21 protein-coding genes are annotated in these 23,934 nt (G+C 46.2%); 9 read left to right on the forward strand and 12 right to left on the reverse strand.

The annotated features are described in order from the left end of the window. The first annotated feature begins 127 nt into the window (after positions 1-127). Positions 128-772, forward strand: a complete 645-nt coding sequence (locus DXC51_RS15465) for a TetR/AcrR family transcriptional regulator (protein ID WP_117544865.1) — start codon at positions 128-130, stop codon at positions 770-772. A gap of 62 nt (positions 773-834) precedes the next feature. Further along, complete coding sequence (locus DXC51_RS15470; protein ID WP_117544866.1) at positions 835-2,295, forward strand: helix-turn-helix transcriptional regulator; 1,461 nt, start codon at positions 835-837, stop codon at positions 2,293-2,295. 97 nt (positions 2,296-2,392) lie between these two features. On the opposite strand, the gene DXC51_RS15475 is transcribed toward DXC51_RS15470, so the two are convergent. The 4 genes from DXC51_RS15475 to DXC51_RS15490 all read right to left on the reverse strand — a co-directional run bounded on the left by DXC51_RS15475 (position 2,393) and on the right by DXC51_RS15490 (position 7,337). After that, on the reverse strand, positions 2,393-3,940 hold the full coding sequence (locus tag DXC51_RS15475; RefSeq protein ID WP_102289978.1) for an ADP-ribosylglycohydrolase family protein: 1,548 nt from the start codon (positions 3,938-3,940) through the stop codon (positions 2,393-2,395). Positions 3,941-4,026: 86 nt separating this feature from the next. Then, positions 4,027-4,815 carry a carbohydrate ABC transporter permease gene (locus DXC51_RS15480; RefSeq protein WP_117544867.1) on the reverse strand — a complete coding sequence of 263 codons (789 nt, stop codon included), beginning with the start codon at positions 4,813-4,815 and terminating at the stop codon, positions 4,027-4,029. 60 nt (positions 4,816-4,875) lie between these two features. After that, positions 4,876-5,745: a carbohydrate ABC transporter permease gene (locus tag DXC51_RS15485; RefSeq protein ID WP_117544868.1), complete on the reverse strand. Its 870-nt coding sequence runs from the start codon at positions 5,743-5,745 to the stop codon at positions 4,876-4,878. A gap of 161 nt (positions 5,746-5,906) precedes the next feature. Beyond that, positions 5,907-7,337: an ABC transporter substrate-binding protein gene (locus DXC51_RS15490; RefSeq protein ID WP_117544869.1), complete on the reverse strand. Its 1,431-nt coding sequence runs from the start codon at positions 7,335-7,337 to the stop codon at positions 5,907-5,909. Between the two features lie 442 nt (positions 7,338-7,779). On the opposite strand from DXC51_RS15490, the gene DXC51_RS15495 reads away from it, so the two are divergent. Both DXC51_RS15495 and DXC51_RS15500 read left to right on the forward strand, forming a co-directional pair. Continuing rightward, the gene (locus DXC51_RS15495; RefSeq protein WP_025490325.1) at positions 7,780-8,043 is read left to right on the forward strand and encodes a CD3324 family protein; all 264 of its coding nucleotides are present in this window, start codon (positions 7,780-7,782) and stop codon (positions 8,041-8,043) included. A gap of 156 nt (positions 8,044-8,199) precedes the next feature. Continuing rightward, positions 8,200-8,898, forward strand: coding sequence for a conjugal transfer protein (locus tag DXC51_RS15500; RefSeq protein ID WP_117544870.1), 699 nt, complete (start codon positions 8,200-8,202; stop codon positions 8,896-8,898). Positions 8,899-9,206: 308 nt separating this feature from the next. Here DXC51_RS15500 and DXC51_RS15505 read toward each other — a convergent pair whose 3' ends face one another. From DXC51_RS15505 to DXC51_RS15530, 6 genes are all read right to left on the reverse strand, one after another. Next, positions 9,207-10,250: an electron transfer flavoprotein subunit alpha/FixB family protein gene (locus DXC51_RS15505; protein ID WP_025490323.1), complete on the reverse strand. Its 1,044-nt coding sequence runs from the start codon at positions 10,248-10,250 to the stop codon at positions 9,207-9,209. 28 nt (positions 10,251-10,278) lie between these two features. Continuing rightward, entirely contained in the window at positions 10,279-11,064 is a 786-nt protein-coding gene (locus DXC51_RS15510) for an electron transfer flavoprotein subunit beta/FixA family protein (protein WP_021640412.1), read from the reverse strand. A gap of 53 nt (positions 11,065-11,117) precedes the next feature. Next, positions 11,118-12,272 carry an acyl-CoA dehydrogenase gene (locus tag DXC51_RS15515; protein ID WP_021640411.1) on the reverse strand — a complete coding sequence of 385 codons (1,155 nt, stop codon included), beginning with the start codon at positions 12,270-12,272 and terminating at the stop codon, positions 11,118-11,120. Between the two features lie 150 nt (positions 12,273-12,422). Then, the gene (locus tag DXC51_RS15520; RefSeq protein ID WP_117544871.1) at positions 12,423-13,262 is read right to left on the reverse strand and encodes a 3-hydroxybutyryl-CoA dehydrogenase; all 840 of its coding nucleotides are present in this window, start codon (positions 13,260-13,262) and stop codon (positions 12,423-12,425) included. Positions 13,263-13,456: 194 nt separating this feature from the next. Beyond that, positions 13,457-14,233 carry an enoyl-CoA hydratase-related protein gene (locus DXC51_RS15525; protein WP_025490322.1) on the reverse strand — a complete coding sequence of 259 codons (777 nt, stop codon included), beginning with the start codon at positions 14,231-14,233 and terminating at the stop codon, positions 13,457-13,459. 118 nt (positions 14,234-14,351) lie between these two features. Then, positions 14,352-15,533 carry an acetyl-CoA C-acetyltransferase gene (locus tag DXC51_RS15530; RefSeq protein WP_025490321.1) on the reverse strand — a complete coding sequence of 394 codons (1,182 nt, stop codon included), beginning with the start codon at positions 15,531-15,533 and terminating at the stop codon, positions 14,352-14,354. A gap of 306 nt (positions 15,534-15,839) precedes the next feature. Here DXC51_RS15530 and DXC51_RS15535 point away from each other — a divergent pair, with 306 nt between their 5' ends. Further along, the gene (locus DXC51_RS15535; RefSeq protein WP_117544872.1) at positions 15,840-16,439 is read left to right on the forward strand and encodes a hypothetical protein; all 600 of its coding nucleotides are present in this window, start codon (positions 15,840-15,842) and stop codon (positions 16,437-16,439) included. 237 nt (positions 16,440-16,676) lie between these two features. On the opposite strand, the gene DXC51_RS15540 is transcribed toward DXC51_RS15535, so the two are convergent. Further along, positions 16,677-17,519 carry a DegV family protein gene (locus tag DXC51_RS15540; protein ID WP_025490319.1) on the reverse strand — a complete coding sequence of 281 codons (843 nt, stop codon included), beginning with the start codon at positions 17,517-17,519 and terminating at the stop codon, positions 16,677-16,679. Positions 17,520-17,860: 341 nt separating this feature from the next. Between DXC51_RS15540 and DXC51_RS15545 the strand changes: the two genes are divergently transcribed. Further along, positions 17,861-18,763 (forward strand): prepilin-type N-terminal cleavage/methylation domain-containing protein, encoded by a 903-nt coding sequence (locus DXC51_RS15545; protein ID WP_117544873.1) that lies wholly within the window; start codon positions 17,861-17,863, stop codon positions 18,761-18,763. Between the two features lie 94 nt (positions 18,764-18,857). Here DXC51_RS15545 and DXC51_RS15550 read toward each other — a convergent pair whose 3' ends face one another. Beyond that, positions 18,858-19,964: a GntR family transcriptional regulator gene (locus DXC51_RS15550; protein WP_117544874.1), complete on the reverse strand. Its 1,107-nt coding sequence runs from the start codon at positions 19,962-19,964 to the stop codon at positions 18,858-18,860. A gap of 346 nt (positions 19,965-20,310) precedes the next feature. Between DXC51_RS15550 and DXC51_RS15555 the strand changes: the two genes are divergently transcribed. Genes DXC51_RS15555 through DXC51_RS15565 form a run of 3 tightly spaced genes read left to right on the forward strand, consistent with a single transcriptional unit; the run spans position 20,311 to position 23,922 of the window. After that, on the forward strand, positions 20,311-21,630 hold the full coding sequence (locus DXC51_RS15555) for an MFS transporter (protein WP_102289984.1): 1,320 nt from the start codon (positions 20,311-20,313) through the stop codon (positions 21,628-21,630). A gap of 23 nt (positions 21,631-21,653) precedes the next feature. Continuing rightward, the gene (locus tag DXC51_RS15560; protein ID WP_117544875.1) at positions 21,654-22,625 is read left to right on the forward strand and encodes a polysaccharide deacetylase family protein; all 972 of its coding nucleotides are present in this window, start codon (positions 21,654-21,656) and stop codon (positions 22,623-22,625) included. Continuing rightward, on the forward strand, positions 22,618-23,922 hold the full coding sequence (locus DXC51_RS15565) for a CehA/McbA family metallohydrolase (protein ID WP_117544876.1): 1,305 nt from the start codon (positions 22,618-22,620) through the stop codon (positions 23,920-23,922). The genes DXC51_RS15560 and DXC51_RS15565 overlap by 8 nt, the downstream gene beginning before the upstream one ends. The last annotated feature ends 12 nt before the right edge of the window (positions 23,923-23,934 follow it).

Genomic DNA, 23,934 nt, shown 5'->3' on the forward strand with positions numbered 1-23,934 from the left:
TCTGCATGGATATTACAGTGCCGCGGCCCTTTTGCCCCGGCAGTCCCTTTTTTTCTGTAAAGCATTTTCATTTGAAGGAATCTGCCTTATAATAAGGGAAATAAAAAACGGCAGGGAGTTATGGCCTATGGGAAAAGCGGAACGGAATAAGAAACAGAAAAAAGACGCGCTATTAAATACCGCATTCGAACTGTTCACCAGTAAAGGAATTACAGACACCACCATTTCCAATATTGTGGATCGGGCAGGAGTGGCTAAGGGAACCTTTTATCTCTATTTCAAGGACAAATATGACATCCGCAACAAACTGATTGCCCATAAGGCCAGCCAGGTTTTCACAAAAGCGGAGGAGGCGCTCCATCAGACGGACATTACGCTGCTGGAGGATAAAATAATTTTCCTGGTGGATCATATTCTGGAGCAGTTTAATGAAGACAAGATCCTTCTGCGGTTTATTTCCAAAAATTTAAGCTGGGGGATCTTTAAAAATGAACTGCTTCATTCCTCTGACAGCTCTGATTTTGATTTCCATGAGCTGTATACCTCCGTATTCGAAAATGAAGCGTCAGACAAGCTTTACCGGAACCCTGAGGTCATGCTTTATCTAATCATAGAGCTTACCGGCTCCACCTGCTACAGCTCCATTTTATATGAGGAGCCCGTGCCCATACAGGAATTAAAGCCGTACCTGTTCCAGTCCATCCGCCAAATCATACGCGGCCAGGAAATTACAGGCGACGCTTTAGAAAATAGCAGGGTGAAAAAAGCATAACTGTCCAGTTATCTGCGCTATTATAAAAAGGACTAATCATAATTGCTGAAAGGAATTGTGTCATGTATTATCTTCTGCTTTTCACCCCTTCTGATACTTTGGCGGAGGAAATCACAGCGCTTCTCTCCCTGTACCTTGGGGATAAGCTTTACGTGGAAAATGCCGGTCCTCTTCAGGGCCCTGCAGCGATTTTTCCCAAAGGTTCTCCCTCCGCCTTTCTGCTGGATGTCCGCTCCTGCCCCGATCAGGACGCACATTCCTGGTTTCGGCTGCTGTCCTCCCAGCATACTCACATTCCCGCACTGGTTTATGATGGCAGCACAAACCTGCGGGAGCTGGTACTTCCCCTCTTATACGACAAGGCCTTTCTTCCTGTAAAAAATAAGGAATTTGTTTCCTATGCCCAAAGTCAGGCCTTTCTGGAACGTCTTTCCTTCCTGAGCCATATAAATCCGGGAGCCGGCCTTACTATACCCAATTTATCCGGATTCAGCTTTACTGTCTGCCTTCTGCGGGGACAAAAAAAGACGCCTGAATTGTTAAACCTCTGCCGCCTGCTTACACACTTATTCCATTCTTCTTTTTGCTATTATAATGACAGTATTCCGTTGTTTCTGTTTGTCCTGTTTGAGCCCACCGGAAATTTCACGCAGCTTGAGCGAAACCGGCAGCTGCTGATAGAGCGAATCCAATCCGGAAAAGACAGCCTTCCTATGTTTTGTCTTGGGGTGATCCATCATGATTTGGCCGGCCTGACCTCCTCCTTTCTGGAGGCCTGTGAAGTATATTATGTAAATTCCTATCAACGGCCCTGTGCCATTTTTGAAGAGATTTCCAGCCCTCCGGGACAGATGCTAAAGCCCCAAAAGCTCATGGAAATCGAACGTTCCATACGGACCGACATTCAGTTCAGGGAAGGAAGCAATGCACTGCAGTATTCCCGCCAATGGTTTGCTGAATGCCGGGCGCTGAATTATGAGCTGGATGACATGAAATACGATCTGATCATCCTTTATTCCAGTATTAAATATGTTTTGTTTGATATGTATGGCCTGAAGCTGAAGCGTATTAAATCCGGCCTTGAGGTACATGAAATACTCAGTATAACTCAAGCCTCCCAGCTTGAGGACTGGTTCTGTACCTGGCTGATTTACACACTGGACAACTTTGATCTGACACGTTCCAATACCGGCTTTCAAATTCAGGAGGTCCTCCAGTTCATCACCAACCATATCATGGAAGATCTTTCCCTGAATACCATCGCCAGCTATTTTTACGTGAATCCCTCTTATTTCAGCACACTGTTTAAGCGCGAAACAGGGCAGACCTATATTTCCTACATCACCAAGCTGAAAATGGATAAGGCCGCCGAACTGATCGCCGCCAACTGTAAAATCTATGAAGCAGCTCACATGCTGGGCTATGAAGATATCAGGCATTTCCGCAATACCTTCAAAAAATACCATGGAATCTCACCCTCCCAGATAAAAGCGCATCATAAAACTCCGGATGGGAAAGCCTGACTGCCCATGCTTTCCTGCCGGAGTTTTATAACCTTTCAGGCGGAAACAAACTGTTACGAAGTCTCCTCCTGTTTTTTATAATTTAATTTTATAACGACTATACTCTGGGAAGATTATTTACAGAACGGGGGCCCTTTTTCTCCCACTTCACATCCCTGACTGTTCCGGTTTCACTGACAAGAACCACTGGTACATGCATTACCCGTCTGTTTTTGCTTTCCTCAAAGGTAAATTCTGCTACGAAACGGTATAGCGGCTTTAGAGGACCCTCTACGTTTATCTCAAAGTCCACCTCCTTGATACCGGCTCCCATATGTGCCATAGTGAGAAATACAGAAGCTTCGTTCTGTGGACTCACCGTACATCCATCCCGATTATACAGATAAACATTCAATCTATCCGAAGTCACCGATTTGGACGTGTTGGAAAGAATAAACCTGATTTTTTTCGGTTCTTCTGCATTAATCACCGGATCACCGCAATAATCCACACGTACATTCAGGTAGGGAAATTCATACTTTACAGTCTTCATTTCATCAAAAATATTTCTGAAATAAGGCTTCGCATAGAAAATTTCTTCATCTTCTGCCGTAGCTTCTGTCAACGCCAGCTCTTTCCAGGCCACTTCCTTAAGCGCCAGAACCCTGTCGGTCAGTTCCTCTACCGTGGAAGGAATCCTTCCTGCCATCCGGAAGGGATCAATGCTGCAGGTTACAATTCCGTGTCCGATTGGATCAATCCATTTTGCCTCAAAGAAATCAATGCCATACATGATTCCAAAGAGAGACGCGATGGTTCCTGCCGTACAATCCGTATCTTCTCCGTAATGGACCGCTGTCAGAACCGATTTTTCAAAATCCCCGCCGCCAAAAAGCAGGCCATAGATAATGATCATGAGATTAGAAGGAACATCCCAACCCATTTTTCCATTCTGATAACCCTTCTTCTCATCCTCCTCAGAAATATAGTGCCACTCAAGATGACCAATAAAGTTCTGCATGATATATTCTCTTGTTTCCTCTTCATCCATACCGGAATCGAAGGTTTCCATGGCTTTTCTCACACCGATGCTTACCGCACAGCCCTCCGGAATATAGGAAAGCCCTATTTCAATCAGTTTTCTGATATCCCTGATATAAAATGCCGCGCTCTCCATAGCGGCAATGAACACCTCCGCATATACACCCTCACCATCCCCATGATCCACAATGGCATCCTGGAATGCATATTCAGCCGCCAAATCAGGCTTACCAGGAAACAGGCACGCCCATATTTCAGAACGGATATAGGAACCGCAGCTGTCCTTAAACTCATTGTTGAAGCTCCCTGTCACAGGCGGCTGGAACCCGCTCCTCAGATTGGTTTTTGCCACCCCGTACTCTGCATGAGTAAAAATCATAAATTCATTAAAATATTCACCAAGATCCTTGGCATCTATATGGATGCCCCGATCCTCCAGCGCCAGCAGCCAGAGTATCTGAATATCCAAATCGTCATTGGGAAGCGGTTCACCATTAAGATCATGCGTATAATATGTAATGTTATTTTTGCATCGTTCCCATTCCATGGGCATACCCAGGGTACCGCCGATATTCTTTCCCATCCAGCAGCCATAGACTCTGCTCTTGAATTCTTCTCTATTCATTCGTAATCTCCTTTTTTCGTAACATTTCAGATAACCGGATTGTTGCTATGTTTTCATATATGCCAATAGCCGTCTTCTATCGGCTGCTACTCCTTCACGGCTCCCGCATTCAGGCCGTTTACAATAAATTTCTGCATCAGCAGATATATGACAATACCCGGCACCAGAATGATGAAAAGAGCTGCATAAAGTTTTCCCACATTACCGCCATACATTGACTGGAACTTGGTGGGAATCACTGTGATTGTCATAATTTCTTCCTTGCGAAGCATTACAAATGCCATCATATATTCATTCCAGCTGGAAAGAAAAGTCCAGATAACTGCCATGACAATAGCAGGCTTACACATGGGCACCGCTATCTTGAAGAGCGTTTTCATAATACCGCAGCCATCTATGAGCGCTGCTTCCAATACCGTATTAGGGAGTGCGTCAAACCCGTTTTTTATCGTAAGAAGATTAAATGGAGCTATCAGCACCACATAAGGCCCCATCACTGCCAGATAAGTATTCAATATGCCCAACTTTGAATTTATCTGAAAAACCGGAACCAGGATGGCAGCTGCAGGAAGAAGCAGCGCCGAAAGCAGGAAAATATACACTCCGTTTTTAAACGGGAAATTCAGCTTGGAAAGGGCAAATCCCGCCAGTACATCCAGAAACACCACCAGCACTACCACCGAAACACTGATAATCAGACTGTTTATAAAATACGTCTGAATATGGTACTTTGTAAGAATATCCACATAGTTCTGAATTCCTCCACCCTGGAAGGAGCCATGCACCAGAATCCCTATGGGCAGAAGAATGACTGCAACACATGCAATACATATCAGATACCGAAGCACGGCACCTGCCAACCGTAATTTTTTCATCTTTGCTCCTAACCGCGCGCTATGGCGCGCTTTCAAATCATCAAGATATCTGCCGCAGATCTAATAAATTGATTTAGAATTATAAAGCCGCAGCTGTATGACGGTAATTATGCCTGCAATCAGGAACATTACCACCGCAATAGCCGATGCATACCCCTGTTCATAATTTGTAAATGCCGCTTCATACAGATAGGTCGCAAAAGTTTGTGTGGAATTGGCAGGGCCGCCTCCTGTAAGGGATGCAACCAAATCGTACTGCTTCAACGCGCCGATAACTCCGATAATGGTCAGATTATATGTAGTTCCGCGCACCAACGGCAGCGTTATCTTTCTCAGAATCTGGAAATGGGAGGCACCGTCAATTCTTGCTGCCTCATACAGGTCTTCAGATATTCCTGCCATGGAACCATAATAAAGTGTCATGGAATATCCCGTCCACTGCCATATATTAACGATGATAATTGCCCAGATAGCCAGCTTCGGGTTGGAAAGCGGTGCGCTGACTCCGAAAAAGCTGAGAATATTTTTCAGGTATCCGATATTGGGATCCAGCAGTCTGTAAAAAACCTGACCGATAATAATAGATGAAAGGATGGCCGGCATGAACAGAACAGCCTTGGAAACATCCCTTCCTAAAAATTTTTTCTGAAATAAATCCGCCAGAAGGAAGCCCAGCACTGCCTGTATTGTTACTGTGAACAGGGCAAAAAGCAGGAAATTTTTTAAAACAACACGGAAAACCTTGTCTTTAAAGATATCGGTAAAGTTTTTAATGCCGATGAAGGTCATATCCGGATCGATGCCGTTCCAGTCATAAAAACTGATTTTTACATTATACAGAATCGGATAAACCATGTATACCAGCACAAAGAGCACTAATGGCAGTACACAGAAAAAACCGATTTTCTTACTGTTTTTAAAATTAATCATTTATTCCGGCCTCCTGAAAATAGAACCGTCGGTAGTTTAAACTTATCAAAATGTTACTGTTAACTGTAAAGATCCTGAACCGTTATAGCAGGACATAAAAAGGACTGCCGCCCGCTTATCGCCTTGCGGCAGTCCGGAGCATTAATAAGATACCGGCCTTATTATTTGGAAATACCTGCTGCCGCTTCAGCCATAGCAGCAGCTGCTTCTTCAGGTGTAGCAGCCCCGGTTCCCAGCAGCTGCAGCTGATCAAACAGCGCGTCATTCAGCTTTGTATAGAAAGAACTGCGGAAGCCTACCGTATTGTCCGATGCTGCAGCCGCGGAAATAACATCATAAGCTGCTTTATAATCGTCGGTTAAATCCACGGTGGGACTGGGAGCATCTTTCAATACGCTGAAAAAGCCAAGTCCGTCTACAACTTCCTGCTGCATATCATAGCAAAGCCATTTTACAAATTCCCATGCAGCTTCCTTATTAGCGCTGTTGGCATTTACACCCCAGGCAACGTCGGGAGCTGTCAGCACTGCACCAGGCTTTCCTTCAATAGAAGGCATGGTTGCTACTTTAATATCATTGGAAGAGAAATTTTCATAGAAGGAATTTTCTGCCTTCAGAGAGCCCATATCCCAGGAACCATTAAATATCATCGGGATTGTTGAATTTCCATCATCATCCTTCCACTGGGAATAACCTTCATTATACAAAGTTGTAGAAAGGGCTCCGTCCTGAACAATTCCATCTGTAAACAGCTTCTGATAATAATCAAAGGCTTTAACCACATCGCTTTCCGTCCATTCATTTTCCAGGGCAAAAATTCCGTTACAGAGATCCTTGTTGATGGTTGCCATAATGGTAATGAACATATCATAATTCTGCCAGTTGTCTTTTCCGCCGAACATAAGCGGAATCTGTCCTGCACCACGCAGTGTCTGTGCCGCAGTCTGCAGTTCCTCCCAGGTAGCAGGGAAAGATTCCACGCCGTTTTCTGTCATCAGTTTATTGTTATACCAGACGGTTCCTGCCGCGCTCATCGCACTGGGAAATGCATAGATTTCATCACCGGACAGTTTAATTGTCGTAAATGAAGCTTCTGTAAACTTATCCTGCCAGTCCTCGCCCAAATCTTGTGATGCATAATCTGCCAAAGGAGCCAGCTGCGATTTATACTGTTCCAAGTCTGCGCCAGGCGCAATACCAATTACATCAGGTGCACTGCCTGCTGCAAAATCAACCTTCAATGCGTTATAATGATCTTCCTGTCTCATGATTTTTACAGTTGCATGTATACCGGGATGGGTGGCATTAAATTCATCTGCAATTGCCTGCGTCAATTCATCATCCTCTGTAAATCCCTTATAATTGCCCAGGGCATACTGCCAGGATTGAACAGTAATTTCCACTACCTCACCATTTTCCGCTTCACCGCCTTCGCCTCCCTGCGAAGCAGTGCTTTCCTGTACCGCCGCAGTACTTCCTGCCGCATTATTTTCTCCTGTGCCGGAGTTTGTTTCAGATACTGTATTTCCTGAACATGCTGTCAGAGATAACGTCATAACTCCCGCCAGCAACATCGCAATAGCTTTTTTCATTGGAAAAGTCTCCTTCCTGAATCATGTGCCGTTTCTTCACGGCACGATTATATCTGACATAAAATGTGAATGCATTCAACTTACTATTGAATTATAGTAGATAATACAAAAGAAACAAAGAGCACAAATTTTGGCAAAAATAGGTGGTTTTTTTTAGTTTTATAATATATTATCTTATATATGAATAAATATGGTTACTGTTCTCACAAAAATCCGAGATTAGTTGATACGGTATAAAGAATATGCTACACTAAAGCTACATCAGTTTTTAACCGTATATAAAGAAAGAAGGGGTTTATATGTGTATCAACACAAAAAATAAGAAGAAAGTTTTTCTCCATGCAAAGCCAGCAGATTGCGACGGTTGCATGGAGTAGATATGGTCGCAAAATAATAATGCTGGCTTTTGGAACTTGACTATAATATCAAGGAGGAAGCCTGCATGAAATATCTGAACGCAACATCTGTTCTTCCGGACACTTTGGTAAAAGAGCTGCAGAACTATGTTCAGGGTGGTTACATCTACATTCCAATAGAACAGGAACAGCAAAAACGTTGGGGAGAAGCTTCCGGCTATCGGCAGGAACTGGAACAACGTAATCAGCAAATCAAAAGGGAATATCGGAATGGTGTTTCCATTGAATGTCTGACTGAAAAATACTGTTTGTCTTTATATACTGTCCGGAAAATCATATATCAAAAATAATTGAAGGAGGCTGCCAGTCGCGGCCTCTTTTTTTTATACATATTGGTTCGGTAGCATACTGTATATAGAAAAAATATTCCAATAACCGTAGAATAAAAGGGAAATCTATAATGAATTTATGAGGTGTTTACTCAGGCTTTATGAAAGGAAACAATTATGTGTACCAGATTTGTTTATCATGGAAATGATATGATTACAGGCTTTAATTTTGATATTGACCTCTCTGCATGGAAGCATAAGGTGATTATGGATGAGGAACGTTTTTATATTGGAATCTTACGTCCGGATGGAACCTATCATTCTTATCATGGGGTTAATAAAAATGGGAATGTCGGTACGCTGCTTTACGTGCACGGCAATCCTGGCGGGGAATACCAGGCCAGCCCGGACTGCATGACAATTGCAGATTTGACGGAAGAATTTATTAAAGGACAGATTACATTTGATGACGCGCTTCAGCTTGTAAGGGATAAAAAGATTACCTATGCGCCGGACGCCACTATGCAGGCGCTGCTGTCAGATATCCATGGGCGTGTTTTGATAATCGAGCCGGGATTGGGATATCGGGAAGAACATAAGAAATATTCCCTGATAACGAATTATTCTCTGATAGATCCGGAAAGCACAAAAAATTATATTGTGCCGGGTGATGACCGGTATGAACGGGCTTTGCAGTTATTAGACTGCTGCGGAAATGATTTCTCGGTATCCAACGCATATACTTTGCTTCATGCCGTCCGTCAGGAGGGTGCATGGGCTACCAGAGTATCCTTTGTTTACTCTGCAAAAGAACAGGCGGTGTATTATGTGGAGAATAACCGTTTTGAACACATTACAAAGTATGTATTTCCTTGAACGGATAAAGAACGGAACTTTATAAGCTGTGAAGCTATAAAACTAAGAAGCTGTGAAACTATAGAGCAATGAAACTATGAAGCCGTGAAACTAAGAAGCTGTGAAATTATGATTTGACAAATAGAAAACAGGGACTCCGGAGAACGCCATTCGGATAAACGGAATACTTTACATCCATGCAGGCGGGGCAGCCAAGAGAAACATAAGAAGAAAAATAAAGAATATTATTTTTTGTATAAAAAACCGCCGCCCTACGGCAAAACTGGTGTGATACCAGAACCGTAGGGCGGCGATTGTTGTTCACCGCATTATTTTGCAGCTCTTGCTTCCCTGATCTTATCGGCAAGAATCGGAACGATCTTATTCAGATCACCAACGATGCCGTAATCAGCTACGTCAAAGATAGGAGCTGTCTCATCCTTGTTGATTGCAACAATGATGTCAGATTCTTCCATACCTGCCAGATGCTGAATTGCTCCGGAGATACCGATTGCAAAGTATACGTTGGGGCGAACGGTTTTACCGGTCTGTCCAACCTGAAGATCCTTGGGCTTCCAGCCTGCGTCCACAACTGCACGGGAGCAGCTTACTGTTCCGCCGATAGCTTCTGCAAGGTCATCCAGAATCTTGAAGTTCTCCGGGCTGCCAACTCCACGGCCGCCGGATACCAGGATTTTTGCATCCATAATATCAACGGTATCAACTACGGATTTAACAACTTCCATGATTTCAACATATTTGTTGTCCGGGGTAAAGCCGGGATTAAACTCTTCCACTACAGCCTTAGCGCCTTCTACCTTGGGTGCCTTCTGCATAACGCCAGGACGAACGGTTGCCATCTGAGGACGGAAGTTCGGGCAGGCGATAGTAGCGATGGTATTTCCACCGAATGCAGGACGGGTCATTAACAACTGATTATGTTTCTGCTCCTGTCCGGGAACGGGATTTAACGGGAAATCTCCGATATCCAGCTGTGTACAGTCTGCAGTCAGACCTGTATGGATTCTTGCGGAAACACGGGGGCCAAGGTCACGGCCGATTGCGGTAGCGCCTACCAGCATGATTTCCGGTTTATATTTTTCAATTACAGAGGAAAGTGCATGGGCATAAGGCTCTGTTCTGTATTCCTTCAGTTCAGGATCGTCAACAACGATTACTCTATCAGCGCCATATGCAGCCAGCTCGTCAGCCAGTCCTTTTACTTCATAACCGATCAGTACTGCGGTTACTTCTGTTCCTAAATCCTTTGCCAGTTCTTTCCCTTTGCCAATCAGTTCAAATGCGATTCCGCTTACTACGTTATCAACCTGCTGTGCAAAGACAAATACTCCCTTATATTCTTCTAAATTCATCCTTATTCACCACACTTTTCTATTAATATTAAATAACGTGTTTTTCCTGTAATTTTCCTGTAATAAAGGAAGCTGCTTCATCAGGAGTATCAAAGGTAAACTTCTCTCCTGCTCCCTTTCTTACCTTATCAGAAGCCTTAGCGATCTGAGTCGGTGATCCCTTCAGACCAAGGTTGGAATCGTCAACATCCTTCAGATCTGCTCTTCCCCATACGGTGATTTCTTTCTTGTATGCATCGAAGATTCCGCCGGGTGTCATATAACGGGGCTCATTCAGTTCGCCCAGAGCTGTGATCAGGCAGGGCATTTTAGCTTTCAGGACATGATATCTGTCATCGAACTGACGCTCTACGATAACATTTTCGCCTTCGATTTTGATATTCTGTGCATAGGAAATAACCGGAATTCCCAGATGCTCGGAAATCTGAGGTCCAACCTGTGCGGTATCGCCATCGATAGCCTGACGGCCTGTAATAATCAGGTCATAATCCAGATTGCGGATAGCGCCTGCGATTGTCTGGGAGGTAGCCCATGTATCAGCGCCACCCAGAACTCTGTCGGTTACCAGGATTCCGTTGTCAGCGCCCATAGCCATAGCTTCACGGAGAACCTCTTCTGCCTTGGGAAGACCCATGGTGATAACGGTAACCTCTGCGCCGTATTGATCTTTCAGTCTCAGTGCAGCTTCCAGACCTGCCTTGTCATCGGGATTCATGATCGTAAGCATTGCAGCTCTGTCAAGCGTACCATCGGGTTTGAATTTAACGCCGCCCTTTGTATCAGGTACCTGCTTAATACAAACAACAATTTTCATTGTATTTTCTCTCCTTGTTTATAATTTTCTTAAGATAACAGTCGTGCCGCAGCTTATTTCAGCAGTGCTCCGGAGATTACCATTCTCTGAACTTCGCTTGTTCCTTCGTAGATCTCGGTAATCTTGGCATCGCGCATCATACGCTCAACATCATATTCTCTTGTGTATCCATAACCGCCGTGCAGCTGAACAGCCTTGGTTGTAACTTCCATTGCAACCTCTGCAGCGTACAGCTTAGCTTTTGCAGCTTCCACAGAATATACGGACTGGGTAGCCTTTGCCATAGCAGCCTTGTAAACAAGCAGCTGGGCGCATTCAACCTTGGTAGCCATATCTGCAAGCTGGAACTGGGTGTTCTGGAAAGCGCCGATTGCTCTGCCGAACTGTTTTCTTTCTTTTACATAAGCGATGGTATTGTTAAGAGCGCCTTCAGCAAGCCCAAGAGCCTGTGCAGCGATACCGATACGTCCGCCGTCCAGAGTATGCATAGCGATACCAAAGCCCTTGCCTTCTGCTCCCAGCAGGTTTTCCTTCGGGATTCTGCAGTCTGTGAAAATCAGTTCGTAGGTTGATGAACCGCGGATACCCATCTTCTTTTCTTTGGTACCAAAGGAGAAGCCGGGAGTTCCTTTTTCCACGATGAATGCAGAAATCATTTTTTTCTTTCTGCCTCTCTTATCTTCAACAACGCTTGTAACAGCGAAAATTACATAAACGTCAGCTTCTTTACCGTTGGTGATGAAAATCTTGGATCCGTTAAGCACCCACTCATCTCCATCCAGATAAGCCTTGGTCTGCTGTCCCTGTGCGTCAGTACCTGCGCCGGGCTCTGTCAGGCCGAATGCACCCAGTTTTTCACCCTTTGCAAGGGGAACCAGGTATTTCTGCTTCTGCTCTTCCGTACCATAGGTCATGATAGGATCGCAGCACAGAGATGTATGGGCGGATACGATAACACCTGTGGTGCCGCATACCTTGGAAAGCTCTTCCACGCACATAGCGTAGGTCAGAGGATCGCAGCCCTGTCCGCCGTATTCCTTCGGAACCGGAATTCCCAGAAAACCAAGCTTAGCCATTTTTTCAACGGTAGCCCTGGGGAACTCCTCTGTTTCGTCAACCTCCTGTGCAAGAGGCTTTACTTCTTTTTCTGCAAATTCTCTGAAAAGAGTTCTTGCCATCTCATGCTCTTTGCTTAAAGTAAAATCCATGATTATTTACTCCTCCGTTTTTATCTTTATTATTGCGAAAGCAGCGGGCCTGAGTCAGGAATTCCCGGCTCCGGCGGCCGCCTGCAGGGGATAAGCCCTGCCGCTTACTGCGCCTTTTGCCCGCCGTTCCGTAATCTGCTGCGGGATATTTTACTTGCTGTAGTCATAGAAGCCCTTGCCGGTCTTCTGTCCAAGCTGTCCGCCGCGAACCATCTTCTTAAGCAGTGTATGAGGACGGTATTTCGGATCGCCTGTTTCGGATTCCAGAACTTCCATGATAGCCAGAACGATATCCAGACCAATCATATCGCCCAGAGCCAGAGGTCCCATGGGATGATTAGCGCCCAGCTTCATAGCGGTGTCGATATCTTCTACGGAAGCAACGCCTTCAGCATAGATGCCGATAGCTTCGTTGATCATCGGAACAAGGATTCTGTTTACTACGAAACCTGCAGCTTCGTTAACCTGTACAGGTGTTTTGCCGATAGCTACGGAGATTTCCTTAATTGTTTCCACTACGCTTTCAGGTGTGTTCAGTCCTGCGATAACCTCAACCAGCTTCATAACAGGAGCGGGATTGAAGAAATGCATTCCGATAACGGGTCTGTCAAGGCCAGCGCCGATTTCGGTAATGGACAGGGAAGATGTATTAGTAGCGAAGATGCAGTCCTTCTTGCAGATATCCTGCAGCTCTTTGAAAGTCTGCTTCTTGATTTCCATATTCTCCAGAGCAGCTTCAACAACCAGATCACAATCTGTGCAGATAGTCTTCACACCTGTTGTGATTTTAGCAAGGATAGCGTCAGCAGCAGCCTGCTCCATTTTACCCTTTGCCACTCTCTTAGACAGATTCTTAGCGATTCTGTTCTTTCCGTTTGCAGCGAATTCCTCATTGATATCACACAGAAAAACTTCATACCCTTCTGTCTGAGCAAAAGCCTGCGCTATACCAGAACCCATTGTACCTGCACCAATAATACCAACCTTCATCTGATTAAACCTCCTACAAGATATGTTTTAGTTGAGCCGGGCGTGGACCGGATTGTAAAAGCTGAGCGGTGAGCTTGCTCACCGACCAGTTTTTACAATCCGGCCCACATGCGGCGAAGCCGCACAGCGAAAGGCCGCAGGCCTTGAGCCTCCCGGCGGATTTCCGGTAACCAATCCCTTAAGTCCCTAAGAAATTACTTATTCAAAAACTTCTCCACTTTCCTCTTCTCCAGGAAAGCAGCCATTCCTTCCTTCTGGTCATAGCTCTCGAAGCAGTCGCCAAACAGCTTCTCTTCGATTACAATCGCCTCATCCATATCCGCGTCCAGACCATCATTAATAGCCTTCTTGCAGTTTCTCACAGCGATCGGCGCATTCTTGGCAATTCCCGCCGCCATCTTCTCAGCAGCAGCCATAAGCTCGTCCTGCGTATAAACCGCATTCACCAGACCAATTCTCAGAGCCTCGTCAGCCTTAATATTCCTTGCCGTATAAATCATCTGCTTTGCCATTCCAGGTCCAACCAGACGTGCCAGTCTCTGTGTGCCGCCGAAACCAGGTGTGATTCCCAGGCCAACCTCAGGCTGTCCGAATACTGCATTATCAGAACAGATTCTGATATCACAGCTCATGGAAATCTCACAGCCGCCGCCCAGTGCAAAGCCGTTAACAGCTGCAATAACAGGAATCGGGAATGTCTCCAGCTTACGGAAAACATCATTTCCCTTCTTACCAAAGGCCTCGCCCTCCGCCTTGGTCAGAGTGCTCATTTCTCCGATATCCGCGCCTGCAACGAAGGATTTTGCCCCTGCGCCTGTCAGAATCAGACATCTTACCTCTTCCAGATTCACAGCATCCAAAGTTTCATTCAGTTCATCAAGAACCTGGGAATTCAGAGCGTTCAGCGCTTTTTCACGGCTGATGGTGATAACTGCGTAGGAACCCTTCTGTTCATATACAATGTATTCCATAGTACTCATCCTTTCTATATCACCGTCTTTTATGACGGGAATTTTTCAGCTACCCCTGTGCATAACGAATGATTAGCAGACCGCAAAGTCCGCTAATCATTCAGTTTAGAAGCCTATATCAGTCTCTTTCTACGATGGTTGCGCAGCCCATGCCGCCGCCGATGCACAGAGTTGCAAGACCCTTCTTAGCATCAGATTTAACCATTTCGTGAAGCAGAGTAACCAGAATACGGCATCCGGAAGCTCCTACGGGATGTCCCAGCGCAATAGCACCGCCGTTTACATTCAGCTTGTCATTGTTAATGCCAAGATCATGTGCAACAGCAAGAGACTGTGCGGCAAAAGCTTCATTGGCTTCAATCAGATCGAAATCATCGATGTTCATTCCGGTCTTAGCCATAACCTTTCTGGTTGCTGCAACAGGTCCGATTCCCATGATGGTGGGATCCACGCCTGCCAGTGCTCCCGCTACCCATGTTGCCATAGGGGTTACGCCCAGCTCTTTTGCCTTTTCTTCGCTCATAACCACAACTGCTGCCGCGCCGTCATTGATTCCTGAAGAGTTCGCAGCGGTTACGACGCCGTCTTTCTTGAATGCAGGACGAAGCTTTGCAATGCCTTCTGCGGTGGTTCCCGGACGAGGGCCTTCATCCTTATTGAAAATAATGGTTTCTTTTTTCTTCTTAACTTCTACAGGAACGATTTCATCATCAAACTTTCCTGCTTCCTGAGCTGCAACAGTCTTCTGCTGGCTCCATGCAGCGAACTCGTCCAGCTGCTGTCTGGTCAGCCCCCACTGCTCTGCGATATTTTCTGCAGTGATGCCCATATGATACTGATTGAATGCATCTGTAAGAGCATCGTTCACCATAGTATCAACCATAGTTGCGTTGCCCATTCTATATCCGTAACGTCCCTGAGGGATTGCATAAGGAGCCATGGACATGTTTTCCATACCGCCTGCAACAACGATATCCGCATCTCCTGCAAGAATCATCTGTGCAGCCTGGTTCACACAGTTCAGACCGGAACCGCATACAACGTTCATGGTAACAGCCGGAACTTCGATAGGCAAACCAGCTTTGATAGATGCCTGACGTGCCACGTTCTGTCCCAGGCCAGCCTGGATAACACATCCCATATATACCTGATCAACTGCTTCGGGAGCAACTCCCGCTCTGTTTAAAGCTTCCTTGATAACGATAGCACCCAGCTCCGCTGCCGGAGTTGTGCTTAAGGCCCCGCCCATTGTACCGATGGCTGTACGGCATGCACCTGCCAAAACGATTTTCTTTGCCATGTTTTCTCCTCCATATTCATTAAAAACTGCGAATTTACTGGGTTTTGACGGTATTGTTAATTTTTTGTCATTACCCACAGCCTTTATTATAGCATAGAGAATATTTAATAGCAAGGATTTTTCGATGCTCAATAACAGGAAACTTTCCGGCATAAGAAACCTAATTAAAATAGTGTAAAAATAAATAAATTTTTAATAAACATTAAGTTTTGTAACGCTTCGGATATGTCGCTGCACGGACGCACCTCTCGGTTTTTCAGTCATATAATGATAAAAAAGACTATTTTGTCTCTCAAGAGGTTAGATATGGCCACTGATAATTTAGGTTCCATCGTATCCCTGGGTAATGTTCTCCGGATTGACAACGCTGTTATTGATGAGGTTTTTTTCTCAAATAACAACACCGGATATATCCTTATCTCCTATTCCGTCCCATGGCAGAGCGGAATTACCACGACAGACCAGCTGCAGCTTAACGTAAATAACAATACCGTTATCCTGAATTCCTTCCGACTGCCGATATGTCTCTGTGATCTGCGCGAGGGAATGCGGGTCGATGTCACCTTTTCGCCCCGTATGACAAGAAGCATCCCGCCTCAGAGCAATGCATTTTCAATTACTGTAAAACGCCCGTCGCGGCCTCCCGTTGCGCCGCCAAGTGTAACAACAGCACGAATCCTCTGGATTGATGCAAATAATAACCGGTTGATCACCGTTTCGCAAAACAATATAAACAGACAGATGGTATTTGTCATAACAAATTCCACAATTATTCTGAACAGGAACGGTTTCCCAATCCCTCTGCGCGCTCTCCGCCCCGGACAGCTGGTGCAGATATCACACTCTAATTTTCAGACGGCAAGCATACCGCCAATCGCCACGGCATTCCGGATTCAGGTAATATAGCATTTATTTAAACTGCCTGCCGGAAGTATATAAAAAGGGAGCCTCAGCAAAAATTCCGTTCCAGCGGAATTTTCCTGCCATGGCTCCTTTTTATCATCATTCGCAATATATACGGTTTCAACAGAGATTTACTTTTTATCTGCGATATCCAGTCCTATCACCACCCATGGCAGGGCGGCTGAAGTAAAATCTCCCATATTGCATCCTTTCATGCACTCCGGCATTCTGCGGACAGCATCAGTTCAGGAAAACGGCAACCGCATTCGCTCCAGGACCTACATGCACCCCGATTACAGAACCAACCGGAACTGTCTTTTTGTATTCCGCATCAAAATGTTCCTTAATAAATGCCTCAAATCCGCTGACACATTCCTTTTTTCCTGTAAAGCCAAGATTGTAGCCTCTTGTCTTGTCCATCCCGCCGTCTTTCTCAATTGTTTTAAGCACCTTGTCCCAGGCGCTCTTCTGGCCCCTGGCAAGCCCGGCCACACGCACTTCCCCGTATCTCACGGACAGAATGGGCTTAAGGTTAAGCGCGCTTCCCACTACCATGCCCGTAGTGGACAGGCGTCCTCCCTTCTGGAGATAAAGAAGTGTGTCTACAATCAGATAAATGCAGATCTTCTCTTTTTCTTTTTCAAGAATTTCAACAATCTGCTCCGCTGTCTTTCCTTCCTCTCTGAGGGCAAATGCGCGATCCAGCAAAAGCTGTGTCCCCAGCGTTGCCTGCATGCTGTCGATTATGTAAATCCTGTCATATTCCACAATATCCCTGGCAATAAGCGCGCTCTGGCAGGTACCGCTAAGCTTGCTCGCAAGAAGGATGCATATCACATCGTCTCCCGCTTCTTTAGCCTCCCTGAAATACTGCAAAAATGCTTCCGGAGAGGGCTGGCTTGTCGTGGGCAGTTCCTCCGCTGAAGCAAGCTTATCATAAAATTCCTCCGGTTTCATGTCAACACCGTCAAAATATTCTTTTTCTCCGAAAAGTACTTTAAGGGGAACCAGGGTGATGCCCAGCCTGGCTGCCTGTTCTGTTGTATAGTCGCAGGTTGAATCACAGATAAAACGGATACTCATTTTTACTCCTGTCTGCGCGTAAATACGCTATTATCAAAAACGGGCCGAATGGTGGAAATCTTCAGCTTTATTGATTTAATGTTACTGTTTTAATTGTGTGTAGGTCATCGGGTTATATAAAGTATGGTATATTTTAGAATTAAGTTCAAATATTTTGATTTTCAAAACATTTGAAAGCATAGCAAAATTTAATTAGGATGTCAATAATTTTTTTCAGTTTACTCTTGTTTTTTTGATTTATTCTTGTTTATTTATGCTGATTGCTATTGTGGGTGGAATATTGTAGAATAACATAATATATGGAAGATCTTATATTATATTGATCAATAAGGAGTCCTATTATGAAGAAGGATTACAGAAATAAAGGGTTTACGCTTGTTGAGATGATAGTTGTAATAGTTATAATAGGGATTCTTCTGGCTATATTGGTGCCAGGGATGTTTAGGTACATACAGAAGGCTAAAGAGCAGCAGGCGATTGTGGAGTGTCGGACGGTGGTTACGGCGGCGCAGACTTTATCATATGAGTTATACGCAAAAAAACTGTTTATCTCAGATACATTTTGCACTAATGAAAATAAAAATATAATACTAACTAATGCAGATGTTAAAGGTCTTATTAATGATATTAAGTTCACAATAAACTCTGCACAAGTATCATACCTGTCTTATACTACTTCCTCCAATATTACTGTGGTATATGATATAAATAACTCTTCCGTTTTTAAGATTATGGATGGCAGTAAAAACACTACTACAATGGACTCTCGTACGGATTATGCTATAAATGAATATCAAAAAATTTTAGCTGATAACTCTCTGTATGGCCAGGGGAAACCTTTCAGCAATCCGCATGATGCATTAAAAGATAGCTTTTTTAATTCATCCTATTCAGAACTTAATAGTTATGAAAAAAACATATTAGATGGCCATATAGCAAATCCAGAAAAATATAAATGGAAACCTTGTTTTTATACTGACTCTGCAGGACAAAAGCATACATTTTTTGTTGCATGTACAGCAGCTAATGCACAAATGAACACCCCTTTGATGTTTTATAATGGAAGTTACTACTATTATAAAGCCTGGAATAACAATACTATTGGGACAAATTCAATTTTTGATAACATAAATACTGATGAGAAAAGAAAACAATTTGAAAAAATTATAAATACCGAAATCACCAGTTCAAGTAAAGAAATTAACAATGATGCTAAACAAACATGGGTTAAGGTAGTTGATTAAAATTATATTACTTTTTTCTATCCGTTGAAAATAATATAAACTTTATTTTAAGCTGGGGACAGAATGACTTTTAACTATCTTCTTTATTATCCAGTTAATTTTTATCCATCTTGGACTTTATATGATTATATATTCCATGAATAAGAACTTCATTATCATCTCGTCCCCCAGCAATCCTCCCCAACAGCACCTCCACCGCCTTCTCCGCAATCGCCGCCTCATCCTGCTTCACATGCAGGAAGGCCGGCCCATAGGGCGCCAGATAATCTTCATCCACACAAGCCAGGCGGATTTCCTTATCCAGAGAGATCCCTACTTTCCCCGCCGCGGCAGTAATGGCAGGCACAATGCCATACTCCTCCGCAATTATGGCATCCATTTCCGTTCTCCCCTTTTCCAGGAACCATACTGCCGCCTGAATTGCTTCCGGACAGGGGTGGTTATCCAAGAGAGACTCCTTCCCTCCGCCTGACGGCAGCACACAGATTCCGGCTTCAGTCAGGCCGAGACGTTCCATCTCATTAATAAACCCATTCCGCCGTTCCTGAACTGAAATCGCTTCGGTATCCTCCGTAGTAAACAGAGCTATCCGGCGGCAGCCGTCCTCAGCCAAAGCCCTGACCAAAGCAGCTGTCGCCGCCTTATTGTCAGTTCTTACCGAAGGTACCGGGATGCCCTTCATCTTCTTATCAATAAGAACCACAGGAAAATCATCCAGATACAGCTGCAGGATAGCAGGACTGTAGTTCTTTCCATGACAGGGCATGATTATCATGCCGTCCACATGAAGCGACATAAGAAAATGGATCTCCTCCGTTTCCCTCTCCCTGTCTCCATAGGAAAATCTGACAATCAGGCTGTATCCTGTCTTTTTGGCGAGACAATCCATGCGGTACATCATTTCCAGCCCGAAGGGTGTTGATACATGCTCCAGTACCAATCCCAGCAAATGATCCTTACCGCCCTTTTCCCCTCCCGCCTTCTCCTGTTTTCTCACAAAGCTGCCATTCCCCGGCACTCTTTTCACACATCCGCTTTCCGCCAGCATTTCCAGCGCTTTCTTCACTGTTATTGCACTGACCGAAAACTCTCTGCACAGTTCATCGTCGGCAGGCAGTTTTTCACCAGGCGGATAGGTTCCGTTCTGGATACGCTCCAGCAACTCCTCATATACCTTCTGATATAAAAATACTTTTCCCATTTTCTTTATAACATCCCTTCACCGCTAAACCTGAATGCCTAATATGCAAACACGCATACCTTAATGCTCCATCAATCTTCCATTTCATTCATCCTCAATAAAATATATTTTATTACAAATACAGCCATATATACAACAAGAAAAATATACTTTACTCCTCTTTTTCATGTCACATTCCCCAGTAATCCCTTCCGCTTTTTAGCAGAATCAGAGAAAAAAATCAGTCCGATTTACAAACAAATACCCCTATGCTACCTTTAAAGCAGGTCTTACACCATTTCTGTCGAAAATGGCGGCAAGACAACCACCCTTTACTTAAAATTATCCCAGCCAAAGGAGGCTACCCATGAACACTACCAGGAAAACCAGTCCCTTCCGTTATGCTGTCGGCATGTTCGGCACATCCATCCCCATCAATATGTTTAAAACCTATGCCGCCGCATTTTATGTTATCGGGCACGGCGTTACCACAGCGCAGTTTTCCATGGTGCTGTTCCTGTATACCTTTGTGGATGCCATTGATAATCCGGTGTACGGCTTTCTTTCCGACAGGACACGGACACGCTGGGGACGGCGCAGGCCCTGGCTTGTTATCGGCGCGCCGCTGCTGGCGCTTTGCTTCATTGCCTTTTTCAATATCCCGGCTTTCTTAAGCGGAAGCGGAATTTTTTCCTATATGCTGCTGATGTACATACTCACCGGTACGCTGGATTCCCTCATCAATGCCAATTATGGAGCGCTTTTCCCGGAGCTTTTCCGTTCCGATGCAGAGCGTGCCAAATCCAACGCCATGCGCCAGGCCTTCCAGCTGCTCGCCATGGTAATCAGCATCGCACTCACGCCTATAGTAACGGATGCCCTGGGTTACGGCCTGACCAGTGTGATTTACGGGCTTTTAGCCGTTTCCGTTATTCTCTACTGCACTTTCGGCTGCCATGAAACCGCACAGGAGGAAGAACTGGAAAAACCACGTCTGCTTTCCACCCTGCGGGATCTTCTCACCAACCCCAAATTCTGGATTTTCGGGCTGACCAATGCTTTTTACAGCGCTGCCATGGCGCTGGTGATGTCGGCGGTCCCTTTTTATGTTAAATATACGCTGGGGCTGGACAGCATGGCAAATACCATGCTCCTTGGCGTGGTGCTTCTGTTTGCCATGGCCGGGGTATCGGTCTGGGCTTTCTTTGTAAAAAAACGTTCTTTAATGCCCATATGGCGTACGGCGCTCATCGCGCTTGCGCTGTCTTTTATCCCGCTCTATTTTGTGTCCGGTTTTGTGCCGGCGCTCGCCGCTTCCTGCCTGCTCGGCTTCGGCTACTCCGGCGCCATCACCACCATGGATTTGGTGGGCGCCCGCATTATGGATGAGGATACCCGGAAGAACGGGCTGCGGCGTGAGGGCACCTATGCCAGCGCCATGGGCTTTATGAACCGGCTGAGCGGATTTTTTACAAGCTTTGCCTTTCTTTTGGTGGGCTGGCTTTATGGTTTTGAAAGCGGCGACATGCCGGGGGCAAGGCCCCATGACGCCGCCCGTTTTCTGATGGTGGTATTCCCGCTGTGCGCCATGCTTTTGTGCGTTGTGTGCTCCCGTTTCCTCAAATTCCCGGAAGCGCCTTCCCAGGCTTCGCATAAACAGCCGGAAACCCGGGAAGCGAAAAAGTAATATCCGAAAGGACAATTCAGACAATGAACGAACGGTATCTGATCATCAATGCGGACGACTTTGGCCTGTGTGAAAGCATGAACCAGGCGGTGCAGGAGCTTTTCCGGCTAGGGGCCATCACCTCTTCTTCCATTCTCAGTCCTGCGCCCAGGGCGGCTAAGGCCAGTGCCCTGGCGGCACAGCAGAAGCTTCCTGCCGGCGTGCACTGGACACTTTTTTCCGAGTGGAAGGAGGAGCTTTGGCCTGCCGCATCCTTACAGGGAAAGCACGGTTTTCTTACGGACAACGGGTTTCTGCCTGCGGACGGAGGCGCTGCGGCAAAGCGCGCGGCTTCCAGCGATATTACAAGAGAGTTGGAAGCGCAATATCTGCGCATGGCTGCTGCAGGATGCATTCCTGATCATGCGGACAGCCATGGCGGAACCCTGTATGGGATTAATGGAAGGCTTTTTTTCATAAATGCATTCAGGCTGTGCCGGAAATACGGACTGCCCTTCCGTTTTGCACGTACAACCGCCTTCCTGGAGAGGCAGTTTGCAGGAAGGGTGTCTCCGGCAGTCACACTGGCCCATTCGGGAATTGTATTTCTGGCGGAGCGTATGGGGGTGGCTCTGCCCGACGATTTCATCACCAATCCTTATCCTGTGGAAAAAATCAGAGATTACGAAGCGCTCTGCCGTTATTATGAGGAGCAGTTAAGAATTGCTCCCGCAGGCATTACCGAAGTATTCCTCCACCCCTCCGTCCCGGACGGACGGCTTCTGGCGCGCACGCCCCAGTGGCGGAAGCGGGAATGGGAATATTATTTTCTCAAAAGCGGACGACTTGCCCGTCTGGTAGAAAAAGAAGGCTTTATACCGGTTTCCTGGGGCAGCGCTCCTTTCGAGGAGCTGCGCCGTAAAGCCGCTGATTTTCCCGAGACGCCACATTCCCGGCAGCAGAAGCAGACAATCCCAATGGAAAATATCAACAGGAGAATAAAACATTATGGATAAAATAAAGCATCTCACCCTTACCCTGGACAAATCCCAGGAACGCGGATACATCAAAGTCCCCTTTCAGGTGGAAAAAAATACGGAAAGGATAGACATCCGTTACCGCTATCCGTCGTCTCCGGTCAGCAGCGAAGGGGATTACTGCATTTCCGGCGAACCCTGTACCATTGATTTGGCCGTCATGCTGCCGGATGGAACCATGGCCGGGGCCTCCGGTTCCGACAGAAACCACGTCTGGCTGTCCCCGCTGGGAAGCAGCGCCGGTTTTCTTTCCGGTGAACTGCCGGAAGGGACCTGGCATATCATCGCCGGCGCCTATCATGTGCCCGCAGAAGGGGTCACCGTTGAATATACGCTGGAATTTACGGAAAAAAAGCGCCGGCTTTTTAAAGGCGATACCCATGTGCATACCACCGCATCGGACGGTATCCTGACGCCGGAAGAGGCTGCGGGGCTGGCAAAACGCATGGGGCTGGACTATCTTTTTTTCACAGACCACAATAACAACGCACAGAACGAAAATCTGCCCGACTGCGATGACATTACGCTTCTTCCCGGCACCGAATGGACGCATTACAAGGGACATGCCGGTTTTCTCGGCGTAAAAAGGGCTTTCCTGCGTCCTTATTTCACAGGCTCCCCGGAAGAAACGGATGCACTTTTCCGGGAGGCGGGGGAACGCGGCGCTTTCCGTGTCATCAACCATCCTTTCTGCCCTCTGGTACCATGGGAATGGGGCTTTGCCCTTCCCTTTGACGGCCTGGAGGTGTGGAATGGCGTCATGTCCGAACGGAATGAAAGGGCGGCGGGCTGGTGGCATGCCCAGCTGTGTGCCGGCCGGCGGATTCCGGTCACCGGAGGCAGCGATTACCATCGCCCCGGACTGCTGGGCAGTCTTGCCATGCCCTGCCATTGTCTGTATGCGCCCTCCCGTTCCCCGCAAGACCTGCTGCAGGCGCTCCGACGGGGAAACGGCTTTATTTCCTATCTGCCCTCCGGGCCGATGGCCGACCTGCAGGCCGAGGGCATGGATGGAAATGCCGCCTCCTTCGGGGATTTTGCTGTCCGCGGCTCTGAGGTTTCCCTTCTTTTTACCGGCCTGCAGGCCGGGGATGAAATCCGCCTGATTACAGAGAAGGATACAGAAATCCTGAATGCGCCGAAGGGCGCGGTACAGCTGATGCTGAAGCGTAATTATCCGGATGCGCTGTTCCTCCGGCTGGAGCTTTACCGCAGCTATGCGCCCGGCCTTCCCCCTATGAAGGCCCTGCTGAGCAATCCTGTTTATTTTGGCTGAAAAAAGAGAGGA

The sequence above is a fragment of the Eisenbergiella massiliensis genome, from assembly GCF_003435485.1.